At 44.6% G+C, this 22134-nt stretch carries 23 protein-coding genes, 2 pseudogenes and 1 riboswitch; of the genes and pseudogenes, 7 read left to right on the top strand and 18 right to left on the bottom strand.

Translation table 11 applies throughout. The features are described from left to right. Window positions 1-71: 71 nt before the first annotated feature. Window positions 72-173, top strand: a pseudogene (locus PN466_RS26260) (DUF433 domain-containing protein); the annotation flags it as partial. Between the two features lie 506 nt (window positions 174-679). Here PN466_RS26260 and PN466_RS08785 read toward each other — a convergent pair. The 4 genes from PN466_RS08785 to PN466_RS08770 form a co-directional block, all read right to left on the bottom strand. Further along, a complete protein-coding gene (locus PN466_RS08785; protein WP_271938777.1) occupies window positions 680-952 on the bottom strand; it encodes a hypothetical protein in 273 nt (90 codons plus the stop codon). 152 nt (window positions 953-1104) lie between these two features. Continuing rightward, window positions 1105-1944, bottom strand: coding sequence for a GTPase family protein (locus tag PN466_RS08780; RefSeq protein ID WP_271938775.1), 840 nt, complete (start codon window positions 1942-1944; stop codon window positions 1105-1107). 252 nt (window positions 1945-2196) lie between these two features. Then, window positions 2197-2550, bottom strand: a complete 354-nt coding sequence (locus PN466_RS08775) for a YHS domain-containing (seleno)protein (protein ID WP_271938815.1) — start codon at window positions 2548-2550, stop codon at window positions 2197-2199. Window positions 2551-2829: 279 nt separating this feature from the next. Next, on the bottom strand, window positions 2830-3666 hold the full coding sequence (locus PN466_RS08770; protein ID WP_271938773.1) for a YHS domain-containing (seleno)protein: 837 nt from the start codon (window positions 3664-3666) through the stop codon (window positions 2830-2832). Window positions 3667-3834: 168 nt separating this feature from the next. Between PN466_RS08770 and PN466_RS08765 the strand changes: the two genes are divergently transcribed. The 3 genes from PN466_RS08765 (at window position 3835) to PN466_RS08755 (ending at window position 7392) form a co-directional block, all read left to right on the top strand. Continuing rightward, on the top strand, window positions 3835-4446 hold the full coding sequence (locus PN466_RS08765; protein ID WP_271938771.1) for a cysteine dioxygenase family protein: 612 nt from the start codon (window positions 3835-3837) through the stop codon (window positions 4444-4446). 67 nt (window positions 4447-4513) lie between these two features. Beyond that, the gene (locus PN466_RS08760; protein ID WP_271938769.1) at window positions 4514-6151 is read left to right on the top strand and encodes a GspE/PulE family protein; all 1638 of its coding nucleotides are present in this window, start codon (window positions 4514-4516) and stop codon (window positions 6149-6151) included. 200 nt (window positions 6152-6351) lie between these two features. Continuing rightward, complete coding sequence (locus PN466_RS08755) at window positions 6352-7392, top strand: RNA ligase (ATP) (protein WP_271938766.1); 1041 nt, start codon at window positions 6352-6354, stop codon at window positions 7390-7392. On the opposite strand, the gene PN466_RS08750 is transcribed toward PN466_RS08755, so the two are convergent. From PN466_RS08750 to PN466_RS08695, 12 genes are all read right to left on the bottom strand, one after another. Then, complete coding sequence (locus PN466_RS08750) at window positions 7373-7507, bottom strand: hypothetical protein (protein WP_271938764.1); 135 nt, start codon at window positions 7505-7507, stop codon at window positions 7373-7375. The genes PN466_RS08755 and PN466_RS08750 overlap by 20 nt on opposite strands. Before the next feature lie 36 nt (window positions 7508-7543). Continuing rightward, window positions 7544-8674, bottom strand: a complete 1131-nt coding sequence (locus PN466_RS08745; RefSeq protein WP_271938762.1) for an ankyrin repeat domain-containing protein — start codon at window positions 8672-8674, stop codon at window positions 7544-7546. A gap of 14 nt (window positions 8675-8688) precedes the next feature. Further along, window positions 8689-9024 (bottom strand): XisI protein, encoded by a 336-nt coding sequence (locus PN466_RS08740; RefSeq protein WP_271938760.1) that lies wholly within the window; start codon window positions 9022-9024, stop codon window positions 8689-8691. Between the two features lie 97 nt (window positions 9025-9121). Beyond that, complete coding sequence (locus tag PN466_RS08735; protein ID WP_271938758.1) at window positions 9122-10141, bottom strand: nuclear transport factor 2 family protein; 1020 nt, start codon at window positions 10139-10141, stop codon at window positions 9122-9124. Window positions 10142-10249: 108 nt separating this feature from the next. Next, on the bottom strand, window positions 10250-11230 hold the full coding sequence (locus PN466_RS08730; RefSeq protein ID WP_271938756.1) for an alpha/beta hydrolase: 981 nt from the start codon (window positions 11228-11230) through the stop codon (window positions 10250-10252). A 231-nt stretch (window positions 11231-11461) separates the two neighbouring features. Continuing rightward, window positions 11462-12337 (bottom strand): helix-turn-helix transcriptional regulator, encoded by an 876-nt coding sequence (locus PN466_RS08725; RefSeq protein WP_271938754.1) that lies wholly within the window; start codon window positions 12335-12337, stop codon window positions 11462-11464. A 136-nt stretch (window positions 12338-12473) separates the two neighbouring features. Continuing rightward, window positions 12474-13841, bottom strand: coding sequence for a two-component system sensor histidine kinase RppB (gene rppB, locus PN466_RS08720; protein ID WP_271938752.1), 1368 nt, complete (start codon window positions 13839-13841; stop codon window positions 12474-12476). Between the two features lie 356 nt (window positions 13842-14197). Continuing rightward, window positions 14198-15304: a fatty acid desaturase gene (locus tag PN466_RS08715; RefSeq protein WP_271938751.1), complete on the bottom strand. Its 1107-nt coding sequence runs from the start codon at window positions 15302-15304 to the stop codon at window positions 14198-14200. 68 nt (window positions 15305-15372) lie between these two features. Next, the gene (locus tag PN466_RS08710) at window positions 15373-15837 is read right to left on the bottom strand and encodes a hypothetical protein (protein WP_271938750.1); all 465 of its coding nucleotides are present in this window, start codon (window positions 15835-15837) and stop codon (window positions 15373-15375) included. Next, a complete protein-coding gene (locus PN466_RS08705; protein WP_271938749.1) occupies window positions 15821-15991 on the bottom strand; it encodes a hypothetical protein in 171 nt (56 codons plus the stop codon). The genes PN466_RS08710 and PN466_RS08705 overlap by 17 nt, the downstream gene beginning before the upstream one ends. A gap of 253 nt (window positions 15992-16244) precedes the next feature. Further along, window positions 16245-16388, bottom strand: a riboswitch (cobalamin riboswitch). Between the two features lie 101 nt (window positions 16389-16489). Continuing rightward, on the bottom strand, window positions 16490-17746 hold the full coding sequence (locus tag PN466_RS08700; RefSeq protein ID WP_271938748.1) for an FAD/NAD(P)-binding protein: 1257 nt from the start codon (window positions 17744-17746) through the stop codon (window positions 16490-16492). A gap of 183 nt (window positions 17747-17929) precedes the next feature. Further along, the gene (locus PN466_RS08695; RefSeq protein WP_271938745.1) at window positions 17930-18745 is read right to left on the bottom strand and encodes a class I SAM-dependent methyltransferase; all 816 of its coding nucleotides are present in this window, start codon (window positions 18743-18745) and stop codon (window positions 17930-17932) included. A 130-nt stretch (window positions 18746-18875) separates the two neighbouring features. On the opposite strand from PN466_RS08695, the gene PN466_RS08690 reads away from it, so the two are divergent. Next, complete coding sequence (locus tag PN466_RS08690) at window positions 18876-19121, top strand: hypothetical protein (RefSeq protein ID WP_271938743.1); 246 nt, start codon at window positions 18876-18878, stop codon at window positions 19119-19121. Here PN466_RS08690 and PN466_RS26255 read toward each other — a convergent pair. Then, window positions 19074-19900: pseudogene (locus PN466_RS26255) on the bottom strand (sulfurtransferase). The gene PN466_RS08690 and the pseudogene PN466_RS26255 sit on opposite strands and share 48 nt — an antisense overlap. Window positions 19901-20154: 254 nt before the next feature. Between PN466_RS26255 and PN466_RS08675 the strand changes: the two are divergent. Beyond that, complete coding sequence (locus PN466_RS08675; protein WP_271938737.1) at window positions 20155-20847, top strand: helix-turn-helix transcriptional regulator; 693 nt, start codon at window positions 20155-20157, stop codon at window positions 20845-20847. Between the two features lie 33 nt (window positions 20848-20880). On the opposite strand, the gene PN466_RS08670 is transcribed toward PN466_RS08675, so the two are convergent. Further along, entirely contained in the window at window positions 20881-21624 is a 744-nt protein-coding gene (locus tag PN466_RS08670; protein WP_271938812.1) for a serine hydrolase domain-containing protein, read from the bottom strand. 122 nt (window positions 21625-21746) lie between these two features. On the opposite strand from PN466_RS08670, the gene PN466_RS08665 reads away from it, so the two are divergent. Further along, window positions 21747-22016, top strand: coding sequence for a hypothetical protein (locus PN466_RS08665; protein ID WP_271938736.1), 270 nt, complete (start codon window positions 21747-21749; stop codon window positions 22014-22016). Window positions 22017-22134: the final 118 nt, after the last annotated feature.

Raw genomic sequence — 22134 nt, 5'->3', positions numbered from 1 at the left:
ACTTCTGCCCGATGAGTTTTAGACAGAGAAAGCATGAACATTTGCTATGGAAGTGGTAAAACTCATACAGATCTATGGCTGAGATTATGGATGATTTCCCGGAACTGACAGAGGCAGATATCACAGCTTGCGTAGAGTTTGCTAGCGATCGCAAACATCATTCTTACAAGTGAGTATTATTTATTAAAGAACGACTTAAGAAAATTTTGTACTTCAGTTACCGTTCTACCCACAGCTTTTGCAATTGTATAGCTCAGGTTATAAGACCATTGTTGAAAAGAGCTTTTTGATTTCGTAGCGATATCGCTTTCATACAGATCCATCTCCTTAAGCTTTTCAAGCAACCGTTGTCTTAAGAGCTGGGTTGTCGAAAGGGACTCTTCTACTTCTGATGGATAAAATTCGTATCCACAAGAACAGTAGAATTTACTATTCAGAATATACCATTGTGTACTACAACTTTGACATTTAACCTGTCTACTGTAGGGTTCAACTAATAATTGACCGTTGAAAATGCAATTCCTATGATAATTTTTTCCCCATTGTTTTTGACAACGTGGACATTTCGGAAAAAGAAAAGGTATCCATTCACTCATAATCCTTTTTTCTCAAACTCAAAAAATTGACCTCTACATACATAAAAATGTACATAGAGGTACTGAAATAATGAAGATAGAGTTTAGCCTAATCCAGCGTCCAAACCTTCCTTCCACCCACGACTAATAGATTGTGCCAAATCTCTACCAAAACCAATTACTGCTCCCACAACATAGCCAAATAATTTTGCAACATCTTTGAATAAATCCATGACATATGCTCTTAAGTCGGCCTCTGATTTAGCAGCAATTCTTAAATCTGCTTCACTCATAGATGAAATGTGGTTGATTAATCTACTCCTGATTTTTTCTAAATCTTGACTAGGGATATAGCTTTCGTTAGGTACTTCTTTCATTTTTTAAGCTCCTGATTTTTAGATTACAGCCCTTGTTTTTGCAGCCATCTCAAGAAGGCTGTTTTGTCTCCAGCTAATTGAGCTAACTGTTCGGGAGGCATATTCTGAACAATTTGCGACATTTTAGATGGCTGGATCTGTTGGAAACTTCCTTATTGCCGTCTCTTCTCCGGAGGGAGTAACTGAGGATCGACCAATTCTAGGAAATCAGCGAGTGCTTTTCGAGATGCAACCACCCATTTTCTTTTGTTTGGAACAGCATCCATCATGGCATCAAAAAGATGAGGCAAGTTGTAACGCTTGTGTGCTGAATATCCGATAACTTTTCCTTTCCATCCAGGAAGAACTTCATGAATTTTACGTTTAACATCCCTAATTCTCCCCTTAATATTTGCTTCTTGCTCTTCACTCGGTAAATTGGCTAAAGGATGCCAAGCGGATTCACCTGGATATACTAATTCGATTTTATTCAGGGCGATCACCATACGATCCAATAATCTAGGATCGATTGTTTGTAACTCTGTTTCCAGATAACGCTGCACAGAAGCAATTGCCCGATTTTGAGCATCTAAAATCCACAAAGCAACATCAACATCTTTTAGGACTCTTTCGTAAAGCTGAATATGTTCTCGTTGCTTCAGTTGACTTTCACCCAGTCCGGGCATATCGTAAGCAACTAATGCTCCATTGGCTCCTTCAACTTCATCAAATGAGACTTCGATCCCTCGAACTTGTTGTGTACAGGCTTCAGTATGGCTTACCTCAAAACCTGCATTGAAAAGTGCATTGAGTGTAGAGGACTTGCCCACTCCACATTCCCCAATAAAAGCGAAACGAGGAGGAGGTTCATTATCTACCTTGTCCTGAATGATATCGTAAATTTCTTCAAAGTGTTCCTCAGATATCTTTTGATCGCCTAGAAGATCGTTGGCTAGACTCTGAACTAATCCTCGTAAATCCATGATCTTTTGGTAGTTAGGAACTAAATGCATTCATAGGCTAACGCTCACTTCATGGAGTATGCCACCAGAAAAAAACGGGTTTTCTAGAAAGTTTGGTAACAAAAGATTAAGCAAAAACCAGAAAGAACCTGATTATGTGGGCTGAGACTAAGCTATAATGGCTAAAAATACTACACTTACTTAAGTCTATGGATATTACAGGGGTGAGGGCTATACTTCTATACTTCACGCAAAAGAGACCGGCTATAACAATGACCCATTACCCATTACCAGCACTATAATTTATCGGTTGAGAACACTAGGCCAATTGCGATTCGCTTTAGCAATATTGCCAGGTATATCCCGACTCCATTGGGCTTGTACGCCTTTACTATAATTCAGGTACAATTTCCCTTCATGGATTGCCCAAGCGTTGGGATCGACTGGAGCAGTGTATCCTCCACTCACCGCTTTGGCGCAGTATCCCCCATATTGAGGAGCGTATTGGGTGGGGTTCGCAGCAAATTTATCGCGGTTTTCAGCACTGACAAAGTACCAGGTAGTTCCGTTCCATTGATGTTGGTATTCTGCTTTGCCCATCACGGCATTTGCACCCTGGTTTTGACTGAAATAGGCTACGGGATCGGCACCTCGGATGGCTACCCCTTGGCGAGAGAAAACGGGAGGGAGTTTCGTTGCTTTAGTTGCACTGGCTTTAAGAGAGGTTGGGCTTTCCCCAGTCTTGAACTGGCCTTGGGCATAGGTGTGGGCGGTAATGCCTACCGTAAAAATAGAGGCGATCGCCTCTATTTTTACGGTAATGGTGTTTCATGAATGACTCCAACAAGGTTAAGGATAAGAGCAAGGAATCGGTAATAGGCAATAGGGAATTGCATTGATGACCTACTACCCATTACCAGTGTCCAGCCCTATAACTTATCGATTCAGAATACCTGGCCAATGACGATTGGCTTTGGCAATATTGCCGGGGATATCACGCACCCACTGGGCTTGTACGTCTTTATTGTAGTTGAGATAGAGTTTCCCTTCATAGATTTTCCAAGCATCAGGATCGACTGGGGCAAGGTTGCCTTCACTCATAGCTTTGGCGCAGTATCCGCCATATTGAGGAGCGTATTGCTCGGGGTTCGCAGTGAATTTATCCCGGTTTTCAGCACTGGCAAACTTCCAGGTAGTTCCGTTCCACTCAACTGTATATTCATCTTTACCCATTACAGCTTCAGCTCCTGCGCCGTTGAGACTAAAATAGGCTACTGGATCGGCACCTCGGATGGCTACGCCTTTGCGTGAGAAAACGGCGGGACGTTTGCTGGCACCGGCACAGGGATTGCTTCCAGCGCAGGGGTTGGAGCCAGCACAGGGATTTTTGCCCGCACAGGCTTTGAGGGCACTACTTTTACCAGCACAGGGGTTGGAGCCAGCACAGGGATTTTCACCGGCACAGGGATTTTTGCCCGCACAGGCTTTGAGGGCACTACTTTTACCGGCACAAGGATTGTCACCAGCACAGGGGTTTTTACCGGCACAGGGGTTGTCACCAGCACAAGGATTTTTACCGGCACAAGGGTTGTCACCCGCGCAAGGATTCTCACCGGCACAAGGATTTTTACCGGCACAGGGATTGCCAGCGCAAGCTTTCAGAGAGGTAGAAGTTTCTCCGGTCTTGTACTCCCCTTGAGCATAAGTGTGAGCGGTAATACCTACAGTAAAAATAGAGGCGATCGCTAGGCTGGCAATGTAATGTAGTTTCATGAGTGACTCCGATAAAGTTAACGATAGCTGTAACTGTTGACATTTTCATGAAACCTTACCCAACTGAAGTAGCTGTGAGAGAAATCTGAACTCTTCCTGAGAATTTTCTCTTTGGGATTCCCTTTAGGTTACGGTTGACCTCAGAAGTGTTTACTAAAGAGTGATGCCATGCAAGCTGCTGATTGGCTCGTGAATGGACAAGGCGAACGTCATCCCTTAGAGTCTTTAAGTTCTCCAGATGCTGGGGATAAACCGTATCGGTTATATCGGTTTCTGACGGATTTAGAAACGATTTTGTGGGAAATTCCAGAAGATAGCCAGCGTTTACCGGAAATTGCTCGCTGTTTGCGTCAACTATTAGATTCTTCTCCTTGGCTACAAACCTATTATTCAGAACCGAGTCCGAATCCAGGATGGTCCATTTTATCCCTGTATGACGAACCCGAGTTTACGCTGACGATTCAAATTGTGGCTTGGTTGCCCGGCAATGTTTCCCCGATTCATAATCATGGCAGTTGGGGAGTGGTGGCTTTATTAAGTGGAGAAGAAAAAAATATATTTTGGCGCAGAAGTCCGACTCCTGAATTCGAGGATCGCATTGAAGCCGTAGATTCGTATATTTTAACTCCTGGAGAAATCATTACCTTTCTACCCGATGCCATTCACAGCGTTGAACCTCTAGGGAATGAAGCTGCAATTACGTTGAATATATACGGAGAAACAAAGGTGGACCAGCGGTTTGAATTCGATTTCGTTAATCATACTGCTTGGAATTTTTAGAGCGCCAACAACCCAAGAGGAAAACAGTATACTGGGAAACAAAGCATTTATCCTCAAGCTAAAACCCATGCAAACCAGCGATCTGATTCCTTCAGCTTGGCAACAACTCCGACAAGGTAGTATAACTTGTGATGAAGCCATTCAGCTATTAGTCGATAGCGATCGCCAACTCAACCTCTCTTTACTTGATTCTGAAGTCAGTTCTCGGTTTTGGCGTGAATTCCCCGATCGCCAGAACCTACCTCCCATTATTCCCTTACTCCTGTGGCGCAACTGCTACTATCTTGGCTCTCCAGTGATGGTAGAAAACGATCGAATCCGAGAAATGAGCGATCGTACCCTCACCGATATTAAAATTATCCCCATTTCCCAAAAAAGCTACAGCTCTTGGCATCATACCCGTAACTTTGACCATACTCGCATCAGTGCTGCGCCCCTCGTTAACCCCATCACTGGGGAACTCGAACAAGAAAATATTACCGAAGTTACCGAACTCTACCTATCCAAAGCCGTTGGTCAAATTAGCCGCATTAAAACCATTATCTCTGGCGCTCTCCGCAACCGCGCCAGCGATGTCCACCTGGAACCCCTACCCCAGGGCTTGCGGGTTCGGTATCGGATTGACGGCGTACTCCGAGATATTACGACTCTATCAGCAGAAGTCAGCCGTAAAGTCATCGTTGCCCTCAAAGTCATGTCCAACATGGACATTGCCGAAAGTCGTCGCCCTCAAGATGGACGGATTGGGGAAAAATATGCCACCCAAGATAATCTAGAATTGGGCATGGATATGCGCGTTAGCACCCTTCCCTGCGTCAGTGGCGAAAAAGCCGTGATCCGCCTCCTTCCTCGGAAAAATCCCTTTAGTAAAATTGAAGACCTCGGCTTTAACCATAAAACCCAACCCATCTATCAAAACTGGCTAAAGCAACCCCAGGGTATGATTATCCTCACCGGGCCCACTGGTTCCGGGAAAACCAGTACCCTTTATACCAGTTTGCAATCCGTAGCCACAGAGCAAGTGAATGTAGTCACTGTTGAAGATCCCGTAGAATATATCTTACCCGGAATTACCCAAACCCAAGTCCACGAGAGAGCAGGGATGACCTTTGCCGCTGGGTTGCGGGCCATTTTGCGCCAAGACCCCGATATCATTATGGTCGGAGAGATTCGCGACCATGAAACCGCAGAAACCGCAGTCCGAGCTGCTTTAACCGGTCATTTAGTCTTTACCACCTTGCATACCAATGATGCCGTAGGAGCCATTCCCCGGCTCAAGGATATCGGCCCCGATCCCGGTTTGATTAGTGACGCACTCCTCGGGATTATTGCCCAGCGTTTAGTGCGCCGTGTTTGTACCCATTGTGGCAGAGCCTATCGCCCTAGTGAAGAGGATTTAAAGAAATTAGGCATTGGTTTACATGAAGCCAACCCAGAAGAGTGGCGTAAAGGAGAAGGTTGCGTTAAATGTTTTCAGTCAGGGTATTTAGGACGAGAGGCCATTATTGAATTGCTGAATGTGGACGATCCCATTCACGAGTTGATTTATGAAGGGGGAGTCACTGACTTGCGCCGACATTTGAAAAACACAGATTTTATGTCCTTTCGCAAAGCAGCCACCGATAAGGTAATCCTGGGTAAAACAACAGTGGAGGAAGTAGAACGGGTTCTACCTCGCAGTGCCATGCAGTATAAGTTGACTTGAGAAGCGAAACCCAACCTCGTGCCGTAACTGGGCGAAAATTATGTATTATACTCCCTCCGTTGTAGTGCCATAGCACTATGGCAGCTCATATTGCTAAAGCGCTACAGTAATTTGAGCCATATAATACATTTTGTAGTAAAATAGCTATAATTGTTGGTTAAGAGGGTAAATGTACAAAGATTTTTCTGGGTGAAAACACAATGAGAAAACTGGCAACAATCGAGCAAATAAAGTCTTCGCAGCTTGTGCCCAATGCTGATTCGCTGGATGTCGTTCAGGTACGAGGCTGGCAAGTGGTCACCAAGCGCAACGAATTTCAGGTGGGGGATCTGGCTGTCTACTTCGAGATCGATTCTTTTCTCCCCATTCGCCCTGAATTTGAATTTCTCCGATCTAGCTCCTTCAAACGTATGGGAGAAGAAGAGGGATTTCGTTTGCGAACCGTCAAGTTGCGCAAACAACTTTCCCAAGGTTTGGTCTTGCCGGTAGGGACATTTCCGGAACTGGCAGAGCACAACTGCTCCATAGGGGATGATGTCACCGAGCTATTGGGAGTGCAGAAATACGAGCCTCCGATTCCAGCTTCTTTATCTGGGGTGGTGAAAGGAGCATTCCCTAGCGTTATTCCGAAAACCGACCAAGAACGGATTCAAAACCTCTGGGAATCTTATGCTGCTACTCTCGAGGATGTTGCCTTTGAGGAAACCGTTAAGCTCGATGGCTCTTCCATGACGGTGTACGTCCGAGAGGGTGAGGTTGGAGTTTGCTCGCGTAACCTAGACCTGAAGTGCGATCGCCCCGACAAGCCCCGCAATATTCTCTGGCAAGTCGCTCTGAAGCTAGATTTGCTCGAACTGCTGCCTCCACTCAATCGGAACCTAGCCATTCAAGGCGAGTTAATTGGTCCTGGTATTCAGAAAAATAACGAGAAGCTGACAGAACCGGCTTGGTTTGTCTTTGATATTTGGGACATCGATCGCCAGCAATATTTCTCGGCATCAGAGCGGCTCTCTTTTGTCCAACAGCTCGGCTTGCAGCATGTGCCCGTCATCTCTGAATCTATTCAAGTCTTCCATAAGTTTTCTTCCCTTGAGGAGTTGCTCTCTCATGCGGATGGCCCATCTTTAAATGCCAGTAGACGAGAGGGCTTGGTGTACAAATCCCTAGAACCAGTTGATGGAGAGATGGTTTCTTTCAAGGCGATCTCCAATCGATGGTTACTCAAGAATGAATCAGGTTAAGAGCAATGGTGAATAAACTCCCTTGACCGAGTTGACTGGTAACCGTAAGATAGCTTTGATGATGGTGGGCGATCGCCCAGGCAATGGCTAATAGTATTTCTCTATGAAGCTGCAACTAATCGATCCTTTCTTTCCATTCCTCCTAACCAACTTAATAAGGAGGAGGTATACATGGAGTTGCTGTGATATCGCATAGAAATGCGGACAAGTAATGCATAGACAGATGGGCTAGGAGTACTATTACGCCACCAACTAATAAGGCTAAGGAAGGGTTTGCTGATAAAATATCGTCGCCAAATTCCTTAGCTCCATTAGCAATTAGCAACTCAATAATTTCTTCCCTATCTCCCAGTTCTCTGGCTAAAGTTAGCGGACGTTTGCTCGAATGCTCTGTATTATCGTTACCATAAAAAGTATAATAACGAATGCCACCCAAGTATACACCGCGATCGATTAGCACCTTCACTGCTTCTGGGTAATTTCCTTGAATAGCCTCATTGATAGGAGTTTTATGATTCCAACCGAGTGCATTCCTCTCAGCTCCATTATCTAATAGTAGTTCTATCATCTCTACATGACCGTATCTACAGGCTCGATGTAAGGGCGTGTCTTCTTTTTCTGGCTCGGCATCAAGCTTGGCTCCGCGATCGATCAAAAGTCGCGCAACGGCAAGTGCATTGCGCCTGGCAGCATCATGGAGAGGGGTATCGCCATATGTATCGCGAATATGAATGTCGGCTCCTTTTTCGAGCAAAAATTCCGTGACTGGAAGTGAATCTCGGCAGCTTGCCAGATGTAATAAACTTGCTCCTCCCAGGGAAGGTTTATCCAGATTGGTATTGGGAGAATTAATATTATCCTCATCGGCGAGCAGATGTTTTAAGGTTTCGAGATCTCCCAAAGCTGCTGCTAAATAAATATCGGGTTCTACCCCATTTTTTAAGAGAAACTCGACAATGCGATCGCGCTTGTAGTAAATTGCCGTAAAAATCGCAGAAGATTCTCGAGAGCCACTCAATACTTTTTGATTAACCTCAGCTCCATTCTCGACCAGAAGCCGCACAACCTCGAAATGGCCTTCTCGTGCTGCTAAATATAAAGGGGTTACCCCATTAGCCCCTACAACATTTGGATCTCCTTTACATTGGAGATAGGTTTTGACCAATGTACTATTGCCTTCTTCAGCTAAATAGTGGATTTTCTCGTATCTCTGGGTCTCCGACAAAGACTTGCGTAACGAATTCCAGTCCACAATCCCACCTCTTCCAATATGTTGATTCAATCTATCTCCTAATTTTAATCGATCGCAAACTCGGTAAACTTGCGAGCATTGGGGTCGTGAAAACCCAGGACGATCGCTTTTTGGGGTATGCCTAACTCAATCAGTTGATTCGCCACGCCAATTTCCGTACCATCATGCTGAATCCAAATTTTATCGCCTTTGATATCGATATGAATTAAGGAACTAAATATTCTGCGATCGCCATTCCAGCCAATACTTGTCAGTTGATAATGGTCGTTTTGCGTATCGCTAATGATAAATTGTTCTAGGTCGCCATAAGACGATTTATATTTATGATGTTCTGCTATGACTTCCAGAACAGCTTGGCGGTACTCATCTAATCTTCCCATCGTACAATAACCTCTTTTTCGGAATCAAACACGAGAATTTTTACCTGGTATAATGTCTTAACTTTCCCTTCCCTAATAAAATGTCCCTTTATTCATTTTACTTTTTATCAGCATCTAGACCAAAAGCATCTCTGAACACCATTGGATCGTAATATTCTCGAAAGAGTTCTATTTTACCATCAACAACGTGAAACAATCCGCCATATCGCTGTTTGTATTGTTTTCCTGTAGAAGTCATCTCTACATCACCATACCATTCAGCAAAAATCATGGTGGCATCTTGCATGGGATAAAAGACGAGTCGATCGGTAAAATCAGCTCGACCGCTAATTTCGGGCCAGGCCGCATAATGTTGAATTAAAGCCTCTTTTCCTTCTACCCGTTTGGGGTAACCTTCAGGAGAAAAAGGCATATCCAATATCGCATTTTCCGCCCAAAGAGTCGCAAATTTATCCATATCTTTATCTTCCAAGGATTGCAAGAAATCAATAACGACTTGCTTGACTTGTTGGCGTTGTAGATAACTGGAATAGTTGATTTTTGCTTGTTCCAGAGCTTGGGCAATAATATCGCGACTGCCTTCTTCCGACTCAGCGATAAAGGTCATTTTATCGATCGTCCATTGTCCGTCTTTTTTGACGAAGCCATATTCATAGCTTCCTGCAATTTGCCAAAACATTTCATTGAGATAATGATCGGCACTAACATCGGCTGTAGCCGTTGCGCTATTTCCCTTGATCTGGATTTCAATATTCGAGAGTTGATGATGAGTGCGCTCGAATCCCGGTAAGAGGCTTGCCCATTGAGTCATCAATGCTTGGGGACTTTTTAGTTCACTTTCTCCACCAAATGCTGAAGTGTAATCGACTTTAACTGCTTCGGCAAAAAGCTTTTCCAAACTTTCAAAATCACCTCGATCGGCTAAGGTGGACACGCTGTGAATAATGGTATGAATCGCAGCTTTATCTAGTGCTGTTACATCAAATGCATCAGCAACATTAACTGTAGTTGTCATTAAAAATACTCCTGCAATAGTGGTGGAAAGAAACTGGTTCATGAGAATTTTCGGCGATCGGTTAATAGAGGGATTCCAAGTAGCAGTGAGCGATCGTGTCATATCAAATCCGCTCAATCAGTTATAACTAACGTCAGTTTTGGATAAGTCAGCAGCCGTGAAGTGGTAAAGTGGGGGATCTCAGAAACCCGGTTTCTCGCCTCATACTAATTAAATCGTTTGTTCAAAGTATTCTGCTACGGCATCGCTAGCTTGAGTCACCGCATTAGGCGAGTCATAAAAATCAAACTGCGTAACCTCTTCTAACCAAAGTTGTTGTTTATCCCCTGACAAACGACTGTAAAATTGTTGCGCACCTTGAGGAATTGCCGCCTCTTGTGAATGAACAATCATCACGGGTTTAGTTAAACGATCGGCGATAGTAATGGCATCGTACGTCAACCAGCCTTCCCAGGAAGCAAGGTTAAATTGATTCACATACTCCGGAATAGCGCCCCGATCTGTTTCTGTGTAGTAGGGAACTTGATACATGATGGCATCTTTGTCGGTTGTACTTGCAGCAGGGGCTAAAGATAATTCCCCAGTTGTTTCATATCTAGCTTGTGCCTTTTGACTGAGATCGATCAAACTTCTGACGGATTCTTCGCCGCCATATATTTCATTAACAATTTTCTGATTGTGCAACCAGGGTGCCACTAAAGCGATCGCCTGAATATCGTCACTTTGTACCGCTGCATCTGCCATATATCCGGCACTTGCGCAAATACCCAAACCACCAATTCTATTCGTGTCTACTTCCGGGCGTGTGGTTAAATAATGAGCCGCAGCAATAATATCCTGAGTCTTGTTGGCTGGATTTTCCAACTGACGTTCGTTTCCGCCAGATTTTCCCCAGTTGCGAAAATCAAAAGCCAAAACTGCATAACCACGATCTGCTAATTCTTCAGCATAAGTTGCGGGCATTTGTTCTTTTACTGTTGTCCAAGCACCAGTGACTACGACTCCGGGGAGTTTATCTCCTTCTTGGTAATCATCGGGAAGATAAAGATTTCCCACTAAGTTTTGATTATTACTCTCAAAATTTACTTCTTTCATATTTGCTGCTTCCGCATTATTCGTGAGAGATAATTGCAGCATAGCAACGGTAGCAGTCACTGCAACGGTAGCAGTCGCTAAAAGAGGCTTTTGCATTTTTCTCTCTCCTTTGCTCTTAAACTTGATATGTTTAATTTACAGAAGATCAAAATACATCTCTTGCAAGCTTTTGCTTAGTTTTTTGAAAATTCCTGCTGTTTACCATCCCAATATAATGAATGGGATCGTTTATATAGCGCTTCGCGCTAGGTAATAGGCTTGCTTTGCAATAGCTTGTATAGCTTAGGTTCTAAAGCTTCAAGCTGTACCTCATAGAAGAGAGAAACGCTATACTTGCTTTTGCCTATATTGTTTTGGAGTGAGGTTTGCTATCTTTTTAAATACACGACAAAAATGAGCCTGATCGGAAAATCCACAGTTCATCGCGATATCAATCATCAAGGTATTGGGATTATCAAGCATTTTCTTCGCTTGTTCGATGCGGTAATGCATCAAAAATTGATAAGGGCTTTGACCAATTGTTTGTTTGAATAAACGAGAAAAATGGGAAGCACTGAGACCGGCTTGGGCTGCCATATCTTCGAGTAAAATGTTACTGCCATAATAAGTGGCAATATAATTCAGAACTTGCTTGTACTGTTGAGCCATAAAGCTTTTAGAGAAATTATATTCTTCTGTTTGTAACCCATATTTGAGAATTAGTTTGGTTAAAAATATACGTGCAAAGGATTCAAACATTACCTGTGAACCAATTTGACATTGTAAAGCCTCTAGGAGTTGGACTCCCGACTGGGTAATATCTTCATCGAGGAATTGGGGTAAATCTTTTAATTGTTGAGTTGAAAGTAAAATTCCTAACTCAATTTGAGCAAAGCTTTCAAATTTAGCCGGATCGAGGGTGATAATAATGCATTGAGTCTTAACATGCCATCTCCAACCACTTGACACACCAGCAGGAGTAACAATAATTTCATTTTTGTGGTAGATAAAGTCTCGATTTTCACCGTCGCGCCAATTTTCTACACGATGGGGTTCTTCTTTTAGATTGAGGATAATATGATGCTGTTCGTACTTATCGATAGGCATTGAAGCGGGTTCTGCTTCAAAGTATTCCAAAGTCAGTAAATCTGCTGCTGTGGGGCGCACTAAACCAATGCTTTGAATGAGTGGCTCAGATGGGTAGATATCTTGATACTTAGGCATTTAAAGCATGATCACAGGTTTACTGTATGTTTGGGTTACTTTTCTAGCCAAGATTTGGCTATGATCGTAGCATTTAAAAGCCTATTGGTAAAGTAAATTGTAAGAATGACTAACTCACCAGGACATTGATAGTTACTCAAGAATGAATCAGGGTAAGAGCAATAGTGAATAAACTCCCTTGGCCGAGTTGACTGGTAACTGTAAGATCGCCTTGATGATGGTGGGCGATCGCCCGGGCAATGGCTAACCCTAAACCTGTACCTCCTGTGGTTCGAGCGCGATCGCTGTCAACCCGGTAAAAGCGATCGAAAATACGCGGTTGCTCCTCTTTGGCAATCCCTATTCCCGTATCTCGAACCTGAATCAAAGCCTGGCGTTCTTTGACGGTTAAGCTCACCACGACTTGACCTTTACTAGGGGTATATTGAATAGCATTAGCGATTAAATTAGAGACTAAACGGTAAAGTTGAGAATCATCTCCTAAAACCTGAATGGAGCGATCGGGGATTTGCTCAATGAGATCGATATCAGCCCTCATCGCTACCTCGGAAAATTCTTCGACCAGATCTCCAACTAAATCGTTTAAACAACAATACTGAAAAGAGTTAGAAGGGACTCGATCTTCCAGACGAGTTAATAAGAGTAAATCTGTAATTAGATGGCTTAAGCGTCTTCCTTGTCTTTCTAGAGTGTGCAACATTGGGGTTAAATCTTCGGGTTTTGAGGAGGGTATTCTTAACATGGCTTCTATGGTTGCTAACAAATTAGCCAGGGGCGATCGCAACTCATGGGCTGCATTAGCGGTAAACTGTTGTTGTTGTTGATACGATTGATAAATCGGTTGCATGGCTAATCCGGAAAGCCACCAACTCGACATCACCACTATCCCTAAAATTAGGGGAAACCCGATCGCTAAGATCGTTTGTATGCGTCTAACTTCAGCATCAAAGGGTTGTAAAGTTCGTCCCAGTTGCAAATAACCCCAAGATGATTTGTGATTGTGGCGATCGCCAACGGAATGAGGATAAGCACAGTGTAAAATAATCGTAAATTGGTGATAACGAATCCCCTCACTGGTGAGAGTTTGCCAGGGAGTATCCTTTAAGATGCCAGAAAGATTCGCCGGTTGATTGGGAGAAAAAGCCAGCAGTTGCCCCTGATGATTAAACAGCCGTAGGAAATAGGTGCTGCGATCGCTAATACCAATGGTATGTCTTTCAATTAAAGTCGGATTAAAATTACACGGTTGTCCCACTAAACACAATTCCGGCAAAATCTGCCTTAACACAGTGGTAGGGTTTTCTGAGGCAGGCAACATCGGTTCTAAGCTATCGTGAAGTGTTCCCGCGATCGACTCCATTTCCCGTTCCATTGCTTGCCAATTCGATCGCACCAGGGAACGATACATACCCAACGCCGATACACTTAAAATTGCCCCCATCACTAAGGCATACCAAAACGCTAAACGAAGGCGACTGTGACGAAAAAGTGGAGAACTTTTCATAAATGGAACTTAAACAACAGACATAGCTCTATAGCGCTTCACACTAGGCAATAATTTAAACCCCAAAAATAATAAGAAATATAGCGCTTCGCGCTAGGCTTGCTTTGCAATAGCTTGTATGGCTTAGGTTCTAAGGCTTCAAGCTGTACCTCATAGAAGAGAGAAACGCTATATATTGATCCTCTTCTGTCACTTTCCCTAAAAGGGGGTAATATTAAGTCTAGCGAATCAATTAAAGTATCGCAGTACGGTGGGCAGGTTCTGCTTGTAGAATTTAAATGATGTCGCTTATTTTCCTCCCCACCCTACGATGATTTGCCATCTTCCTTAACCGAGTTGACTGATCTAATTTTGACCTATTTCGCTAAAGCTGTTGCCCTAGCCTCAGCAGCTTGACGAAAGGAGGCGATCGAAACTAAACGATTTGAGTCTGCGTCCCACAAAATGAATTGGGCACAGTCAAATAAATCTGTCATTCGGAGAATCTTGACATCCGAAAGCAGATGACTATTTTCACGATGACAAGCGGCGAGATGGTAATTGGGAATTCTTTCGGAAAGATGATGAATATTGTGATAGCCAATGTCTGCACTAAACCATCTGAGAATAGCTGGTAATTTTAAATAACTGCTGCCCTTAACTGCACCTGAAATATAGTCCCAGCCTTCCGTTTTATGAGCGTAAGCACCTTCAAAAATGTGCTGGACAAAAAAGATCCAGATAAAGATCGTGGCAGAACAAATGATGACCATAGAGTAAAGACTCCAAAACAATTCAAATCCCCATAAAGAGCTTAAAATAATCCAGCTACTGACCACAAAGATGTTGTTGAGCAAGAGATCCCAAAATTCAGCAGATGACTGCCAGTATTTGGACTGGTGGGCAGAGAGCATTGGCGCTAATTTTAACTCCGAACCCTGCTTTAAATCAGTAAATATATGATGGATGAAATCATAAACTCCTAGGCTCAAAATCAGCCTAGGCTTGATGACAAGATAGAAGAATCCGCCGGGAATCGCCATAAGTGGATGTCGCAGGACTTCATATAGTCTTTGATGGAAAGGATCGAGCTGAGAAAACTCCTCGGTGGACAAGAAATCGGCAACGCCTCGATATCGCTCCCAGTCGCCATTGGTTTTGTGATGGTAGGCATGATCTCTTGACCAGCCATATTGGGGAATCGCATTGATCACACCCAGCAGGAACCCAATAATACGGTTTGCTGATTTTGACCGAAAGAGAGAATTGTGTCCACAATCATGCATCAAGGAAAAACAGCGCAGTGAAAAGAGAACTAGGAGTACAATGATTGGGGGCAATAGCCATAGAGAAATTGATTGAGCCTGTATGGCTAAAATCCATAAGAGAACATAAGGCACAACGGTATTAAGAATTTGGTAAGTTGCCCGCAGGTTGCTGCTGTTGATGTATGGAGTCAAGACAAAATTAGCTTTTCTGAGCATATTTCGGTGGTTTTAGTTGACGGGAAGATTGATATTTAAAAAAGGGATGAGCCGGTGTTGGGATCTATTCAGTATTTTTGTTCATACAAATCTCCAGGGGATTGATCGAGTTGGAACTCTACCCAACGCCGTTGCACCTGTCGGTAACAATCAACTGGAGCAACTTTGAGGTTTCGCAGTAGGTTAATATCTGCCTGTCCGTCTTCATCAATTAACAACAGAATTTCTCGAACGGGATCATAGGTTTGAACCGCATCAAGCAGCCGTTCAATGACTGTTGTTTTTAGATGGAGCGTTTGCAAATAGGCTGAGACATCCAATAGGGGAACAAACCGGACAGTATGCTCCACTATGTCACTGTTATAATCTACAAATCTAGTAGCGATCGCGGCCACATCGCAAGCTACCATGCCCCGTCCCTCAGTGATAAACCCCTGCCATGCCGCATGTCCTAGGGGTAACAGGTTTTCCCGAATAAATAGGTCTTGCCAGTAGCCGCAATCGCCCTGCCATATATCATTCCTGAGTCCCATAGCTCTCCTCCCGAATCATTTTTGCGGCGGCCACCTTGTTTTTCAGAGCCGGAATCACTTCTTCCCGGCAGTTCCAAAAGACTCCTAGTGCCTTTTTAACTTCACGATTTTTACCAATGTGGGGATACCCCAGCGTTGCAGCTTGAATGGTCATCAGTTATCGCTTCCTAAATTCTGTAAGTCAACCTAAAAACTAGCTGTCTTCTGATTGGTAAACAGCCCATAGTTAGATATAGTGAGGGTACTAGATGCGATCGCCAGGACAAAACTTGGCTACCTTTACTCAGATAGCTTGATTGAATATCAACCTGACGTTCAACTCAGAACGCTACAACCTTAAATGTTTGACAAAAAGCTGATCGCAAAAATTTGAAGTCTTCATCATCCGTACCTCGCAGATGTTTATGTGATGGTTTTACACTTCGGCGGGCATTCTGACTTAAAGAGTTGCGTCTCTCCTCACAGTTGCGGGACAGCGCCGGATTTACACCGGACTTTCCCCGTTACCTCTAGCGGGTATCAGCCGCTAGAACCGAGCCTGAGTAATATACCCTATTTATTTTACCTTGACAATAACCCCCAAGCAGCCTAAATAGTCCCAGCGCAGTAACGAGAACCTTGAACTGCCAGCAATCACTCTGCACCAACATAGTTATACTGCGGAGTACGATCGCCCACTAAAGTCCTTGATCAGTGCTGGGACAATGCGGTTACTCGCTAACCTAGCCCCAAATAAGTTGCGAGCTACCGGCCCAAGTTGCAATGCCGCCGCTCCCCCCATAATGAAAAGATTGCGTCCTCCCCAGCGAAGCTTCTCATCCAACACCGGTAAGCCATTGATCAGGGGTAAGGGGTTGGTCGCCCGTATATTAGCTAACAGGGGCCAGTGATCCACATCTAGCGTACTACCTGTTGCCAGCCAGATGCGGTCAATTCGTTGTTGGGCAATGCAGTGATGAACACCCGGATGGTTGCAGGTTACTCTCCAGGCATTCCCTTGCCAAGTGGCGGACTGAACTTCGCACTGCTCGTAAAACGAGAGCTTGCCCTGTCGTTCCTTGCGTCGCAATTGGGTGAGAACGGCCGGGGTTAGGGAACCCCCATTACGGGCAGTGTGAATCATCTGCCAGCGAGTTTCCCAATCGGGTTCAGCGTGGAATCCCTTGAGATATTTGGGGCCGAGCCATCCCGGTTCGGCATCGAAGAGTTTCTCGTAAAAGGTACGCCGCGCCATCATGATCACCGTTGCACCGCGAGAGATCGCCCCCAAGGCTAGATGTCCGCTCGTCAGCCCACTGCCGACAATCAAAATCGTTTCTCCGGTTAACTGCGGCAAATCGCGCAAATCGACCTGATGGGAGTGCAGGAGGCGATCGCTTGGGGGGTTCGAGGACAAAGTTTGCGCCCATGAGGGAAGGTTGGCTTGGCCGCCGGCGATCGCCAACACAACCCGCTTGGCTGTCAGCACTCCACCGTCAGCGAGTGTCAACCGAAACCGCTGCCATCCCATCTGATGAAACAGTTCGATTTGCTTGACCTGGGTTGGAATCACCCGCTCCTGCAATTCCCAGCGCCGAATCACTTCTTGACAAAAGTCATGGAAGAGTTGGGTTCCGGGTAGGTCGTAGGGAGGAAAGAGTTCCGATGAACGAGATTCCGCAAAGGTGCGCAGGGCATGGGGATCGGGGTCGGGATGATGGACTACCGGCGATCGCAGGTGGGGAATATTGTAGGCGGCAAACTGGTGTTGCCATTGCTGTAGCCAATCCCCCGCCGGATCGAGTACCACAAAGCGGTTGCGCATGGACTCCTTCTTTTGCAGTAAATGCGTCACTAAGGTTAACGCCTGCGGACCCGCACCAATGATGGCAATATCTACCTGGTCTACCGTTCCATTTGAAGGGGCCATCTTCCAATTACCTATCACTTTCGAGTGCCGTTCAATTCATCTACAAAACAAGAATGATTATCATTCTTTAATCTTATTGTATCTTAAGGCAAGACTCAATGGACTCCTTGACTCAGTAGATTGACGATTAGGAATCACCTTACTTGTAGAGCGTTGAGGGGGTTAAGTAGCGCTCCCAACAGACTAACCCTCTTTGCGGGCGACATGAACAGCAGAAAGAAATGAAAGTTGTACACTATCTCCAAATTTTTCTAGCTCCTTCCGCAATCGGGCAAAGAGTAGTTCTTTTACTTGTGGCTCTAGTCTGCGAAGCGTACTTAAAAGCTTAAAATAATCATCAATGCTATAGGTAACTTCACAGGTGGTTTGCTCAACAACCAACTCCTTAAAGAAGCCGGAGTTCAAGATTTCTTGTTCAAATCGCCTCAGAATATCGGCTTGAACTTCTGGACCTTCATATCGAACCAATGAGGGTGCATAAGCCTGATAGACTTTCTCGATCGCTTGGTAAACTTCGTATTTGGGTTCAGGAGTCAGATTCCATAGCAGAATCAGACATCCGTTGTCGCGTAATGCAGCCGCTGCTTTGGCATATCGTATCTCTGAAGGTATCCAGTGAAAAGCATTAGCAGACAAAACAGCATTGAACTGTTTCGCTTGTCGTTCCCATGCTTCAAATGTGGTGCTGTAGATAGTGACATTTGGATATGACACACAGTTGCGTTCGGCTAAAAGGCAAAAATCTAGGTTTGGCTCAAGACACGTCATTGAACATCCAAATTTAGCAAACGCCACTGTTGCATTTCCAGGCCCACAGCCGACCTCAAGAATCGAGCTATCTGAAGAGAGTTGAGCTAAAGAAACAGCGCGATCGATTAATTCGTTGGGATAACTTGGTCTTGCATTGTAATAGATATTAGCAACCGGAGAATACCAGTTCTTTCGCTGTTCCAAATCCATAGAAGCTCTGGCATTGATGTTTTGTTTAGAGTCTTGCATAAGAAATAATATTAATATGGCTCTGCCCCAGCACGCACTTTCGACCAACACAGAGAGCATTTGATGTGGTGTCGGTGAGTTCCAATCGAAACCGCTGCCATCATTGCTGACGAAGGGGATCGGGGTCGGGATGATGGACTGCCGGCGATCGCAAGGCCGCCTGACTGACAGAGGGAGCCTACGGACAGGAGCAGCGTGTCAAAGGTTTTCCCGATCGCTTCAGACCGATCAACTCACACCAGAAACACCTGCGATTCAGTTGTGCGATCGCTTCATCCGTGCTGATGCCAATACTCTATTATGCTGTGCAACAGGTGAGAGATTTAAGCTACTTTTTAATCTCAACGTTCGGCAAATGACTCCATTCATTCCATGAACCATCGTAGTTCCGAACATGGGGATAGCCTAGCAAATATTTCAAGACAAACCAGATGTAAGCAGATCTTGCCCCTACAGCACAATAAGGAAATACTTCTTTGTCTGGGGTAATGCTTTTGCTATTGAACAGCGCCTGTAATTCATCGAATGATTTGAACGTGCCATCATCATTGAGGGTCAGGATATGTTCGAGATGGACTGCATTAGGAATATGCCCAGCCCGTTCTGTTTCTTCCGGTGGCTTCATTAGATATACATCGCCCTGATATTCTGCAAGCGTGCGTACATCTACCAAGATTTGATCGGGATTAGAGATCGCAGCTTGAACCTCTGCTGACAATACTTGCAAACTTGTATTCAATGATTTAGGCAAATATTGGGTTGGTGTAAAGGTTGACAACTCTGCTGTAACCGGACGACCTTCCTCCATCCACTTTTGATGCCCACCATTGAGCACTCTGACATCTGAATGTCCAATCATCTTTAAAAACCAGAAAATCCAGGCTCCAGTTCCAGGATAGCTACCATAGGAAACAATCGTAGTATCTTGGGTAATACCTGATCGAGAAAGCAAATTTTTGATCGCGGTCGGATTAAACGAAGATTGGGTTGAAATAGATCGTTCAACACATTCCAAAATACTGCCCCCGGAATGTGTGTCTCTTGATAGAGGGCTGGATTCATATCTACTTCTATCACTCGAAGGCTTGGATCGTCTAAGCGATCGGCAAGCCATTGCGAATCGACTAAGACTTCAGGATGAGCATAATGATTCATTGATTTCTCCCGTTATAACTTGAATGTAGACTAGTTCTTAGCAAGCGATTTCTTTATCCGTTTTAGGAATCTGACTCTGAAGAAAGTTGTTTAGTCATCAGTTTGATTAGCGATCGAATTCGCAACTAGAATCTATTGTTACTATTGACAACATAGCTAGAGTAAGAGTTGTTAGCTAACGTTGCCTAGACCTCGTTCGGGTACACTTGACGACTTGATGGCAGTAAAAATAGAGGAAATGAGCGATCGCAATTATGGAAATTTCGTTAAAGTCTTTATTTAAAGCGATTATTCAGGCCCAAGCCGAGTCAGAACTGCGTCAGTCCGTTATGGTTCAGATTGGCCGATATTTTACCGCTACTCGGTGGGGACTATGCTTTCTGGATAAATTTCCATCCATTGATGCTAATACTCCCGATTTGATCAGATTAGCGCTGTCGCTTGACCATAATCCGGTCTTACGCTACTTAATGCAACGTCATGCCCCTGTACATGAGGAAGTCATATTGAACCCTGGTGTTTGGCAAACTATCTGCCCTCGTGCGGATCATGGGCATGTGATGATTGGCCCAATTGTCCATGATGGTCAGCTTGTCGGGGGCATTGCCCTTACGCGCCATCGCAACAATTCGGCGTTTGATGCTCAGGACTTGGCGGATCTCAGTGCCCTGTGTCTGCATTTATCGACTAGACTTGCAGCGTTGCGATCGCAACCGGTTACATTACCAACATGGAACTGCGATCGGCTCACCCCGCGCGAAGCTCAAATTGCCGAATTAGTAGCCCAAGGCTTAACTAATGCAGAGATTGGTGCGGCTCTGTGGATTACCGAAAATACTGTTAAGCAAGCGTTGAAGCGGATGTATCGTAAGTTAAAAGTTTCGTCTCGTGCTGAGATGGTAGCTCAGATGTCTGGAATCAAACTAGCACGCTTGACTAAACTTTAGCCTACTTCTCAACAACCGCGTTGTTGTGCGGCACTATTTCATGAACGCCCGAATTGCGATCGCCAGTACCCCTAGCCCAATCCCAACAAGCGCTGGCACTAAACGGCTGCCCAAAATTCGCAACTTTGCATTCATCGGTAGCTTCCCTGTTTCCCAGTAAACCCAGTCATCTCCTAACTGGCTTGCCAACTCTAAGTTTCCTGAAATTAGGAGAACAATACCATTGCCTGTAGCAGGATTGACCCGCACCGTATGCCCTAACGCAGGCAAATTCCCCCCATCATGACCTACAGTATATTGATCAGCACCATTAGCAACATACAAAGTATGTCCTAAACCCCAATCCTGATGTGCCCCTGGCTGAGGGTTCATCATTTGCTTTAGTGTTTCTTGTTTTAGGACTAAGTTCTTTTGGCTATAAGCTTGAACGAAGCGAGCCATATCTTGAGGTGTTGCGTAAAGAGATGCCGCTGCTTTAGCTGTGTATTGACGATGAGGACTCGGTTGCAGTTTTTCATCGAAGCTGGTTGCTAGCTTATCTGTACGACCAGAAGCAGCGATCGCCTCCCAGTCAAAACTTGATTCTCTCATACCCAAAGGTTCTAAAATAGCCTTTGCCATATAGTCCGAAAAAGACTGTTGCGTGACTTCTTCAATCAATAATTGCAAGTTGGCAGGCTTATCTAAAGCGATCGTTCCTTCTTCTACGAGCTTCATGACTCCCCAAGCGGTCACCATCTTACTCACGGATGCCATTTGGTAGAGCGTCTGATCGATTGGTTAGGGGAAGAAATGGGAGAGACTCCAACTTACCCATAACTTTCCAATATCATTCAATTCCTTTATGATAATGATTATCATTCTACTCTCTGTAATTCTATACTTAAAGGCAAGACTGAATGGAATCCGTGACATTGATTGCGATCGCTGGGCCGCCCGGTAGTGGCAAAACCACTTGGATAAGTCAGTTCCTCTCAGACCAGCAGCGTCCTCTATTTTACTGCTGTCCCGGAATGGGAACAGATTCAGTAGATCGAGGGCGGATTGGGTATTCCTTTCCCTGGGTGCAGTTGCTGCCAGAAGATGGAATTCCAGAAGTCTTAGCGGACCTGCCAGACCAGGCTATAGTCTATCTGGAATTGGGCTTTAATATCAAGTCCGTTGAATAAGTTGTGATATAGCAGTGAGTTCACTCCACCCGTAAAAATCGGTTAACCCTCCAATTAATTCTGGCTGTTTCAATAAGGTTTGGCAGCGCTGGTACAACACTTCTTCTAGCTGATCGAG

This window comes from Roseofilum reptotaenium CS-1145 (genome assembly GCF_028330985.1).
GTDB lineage: Bacteria > Cyanobacteriota > Cyanobacteriia > Cyanobacteriales > Desertifilaceae > Roseofilum > Roseofilum reptotaenium.
Note: the sequence above shows the minus strand (reverse complement) of the source record. Positions and strands in the feature narration are given on the sequence as shown.

What these genes read in the sequence shown, in the direction of transcription:
- PN466_RS08725 (WP_271938754.1), bottom strand. Translation starts at nt 12,337, where the DNA reads ATGCCTAAGTATCAAGATATCTACCCATCTGAGCCACTCATTCAAAGC.
- PN466_RS08705 (WP_271938749.1), bottom strand. Translation starts at nt 15,991, where the DNA reads ATGACCATTCAAGCTGCAACGCTGGGGTATCCCCACATTGGTAAAAAT.
- PN466_RS08710 (WP_271938750.1), bottom strand. Translation starts at nt 15,837, where the DNA reads ATGGGACTCAGGAATGATATATGGCAGGGCGATTGCGGCTACTGGCAA.
- PN466_RS08730 (WP_271938756.1), bottom strand. Translation starts at nt 11,230, where the DNA reads ATGCAAAAGCCTCTTTTAGCGACTGCTACCGTTGCAGTGACTGCTACC.
- PN466_RS08755 (WP_271938766.1), top strand. Translation starts at nt 6,352, where the DNA reads ATGAGAAAACTGGCAACAATCGAGCAAATAAAGTCTTCGCAGCTTGTG.
- PN466_RS08740 (WP_271938760.1), bottom strand. Translation starts at nt 9,024, where the DNA reads ATGGGAAGATTAGATGAGTACCGCCAAGCTGTTCTGGAAGTCATAGCA.
- rppB (WP_271938752.1), bottom strand. Translation starts at nt 13,841, where the DNA reads ATGAAAAGTTCTCCACTTTTTCGTCACAGTCGCCTTCGTTTAGCGTTT.
- PN466_RS08765 (WP_271938771.1), top strand. Translation starts at nt 3,835, where the DNA reads ATGCAAGCTGCTGATTGGCTCGTGAATGGACAAGGCGAACGTCATCCC.
- PN466_RS08690 (WP_271938743.1), top strand. Translation starts at nt 18,876, where the DNA reads ATGATGGACTGCCGGCGATCGCAAGGCCGCCTGACTGACAGAGGGAGC.
- PN466_RS08780 (WP_271938775.1), bottom strand. Translation starts at nt 1,944, where the DNA reads ATGCATTTAGTTCCTAACTACCAAAAGATCATGGATTTACGAGGATTA.
- PN466_RS08735 (WP_271938758.1), bottom strand. Translation starts at nt 10,141, where the DNA reads ATGACACGATCGCTCACTGCTACTTGGAATCCCTCTATTAACCGATCG.
- PN466_RS08715 (WP_271938751.1), bottom strand. Translation starts at nt 15,304, where the DNA reads ATGCTCAGAAAAGCTAATTTTGTCTTGACTCCATACATCAACAGCAGC.
- PN466_RS08770 (WP_271938773.1), bottom strand. Translation starts at nt 3,666, where the DNA reads ATGAAACTACATTACATTGCCAGCCTAGCGATCGCCTCTATTTTTACT.
- PN466_RS08675 (WP_271938737.1), top strand. Translation starts at nt 20,155, where the DNA reads ATGGAAATTTCGTTAAAGTCTTTATTTAAAGCGATTATTCAGGCCCAA.
- PN466_RS08785 (WP_271938777.1), bottom strand. Translation starts at nt 952, where the DNA reads ATGAAAGAAGTACCTAACGAAAGCTATATCCCTAGTCAAGATTTAGAA.
- PN466_RS08700 (WP_271938748.1), bottom strand. Translation starts at nt 17,746, where the DNA reads ATGGCCCCTTCAAATGGAACGGTAGACCAGGTAGATATTGCCATCATT.
- PN466_RS08760 (WP_271938769.1), top strand. Translation starts at nt 4,514, where the DNA reads ATGCAAACCAGCGATCTGATTCCTTCAGCTTGGCAACAACTCCGACAA.
- PN466_RS08665 (WP_271938736.1), top strand. Translation starts at nt 21,747, where the DNA reads ATGGAATCCGTGACATTGATTGCGATCGCTGGGCCGCCCGGTAGTGGC.
- PN466_RS08695 (WP_271938745.1), bottom strand. Translation starts at nt 18,745, where the DNA reads ATGCAAGACTCTAAACAAAACATCAATGCCAGAGCTTCTATGGATTTG.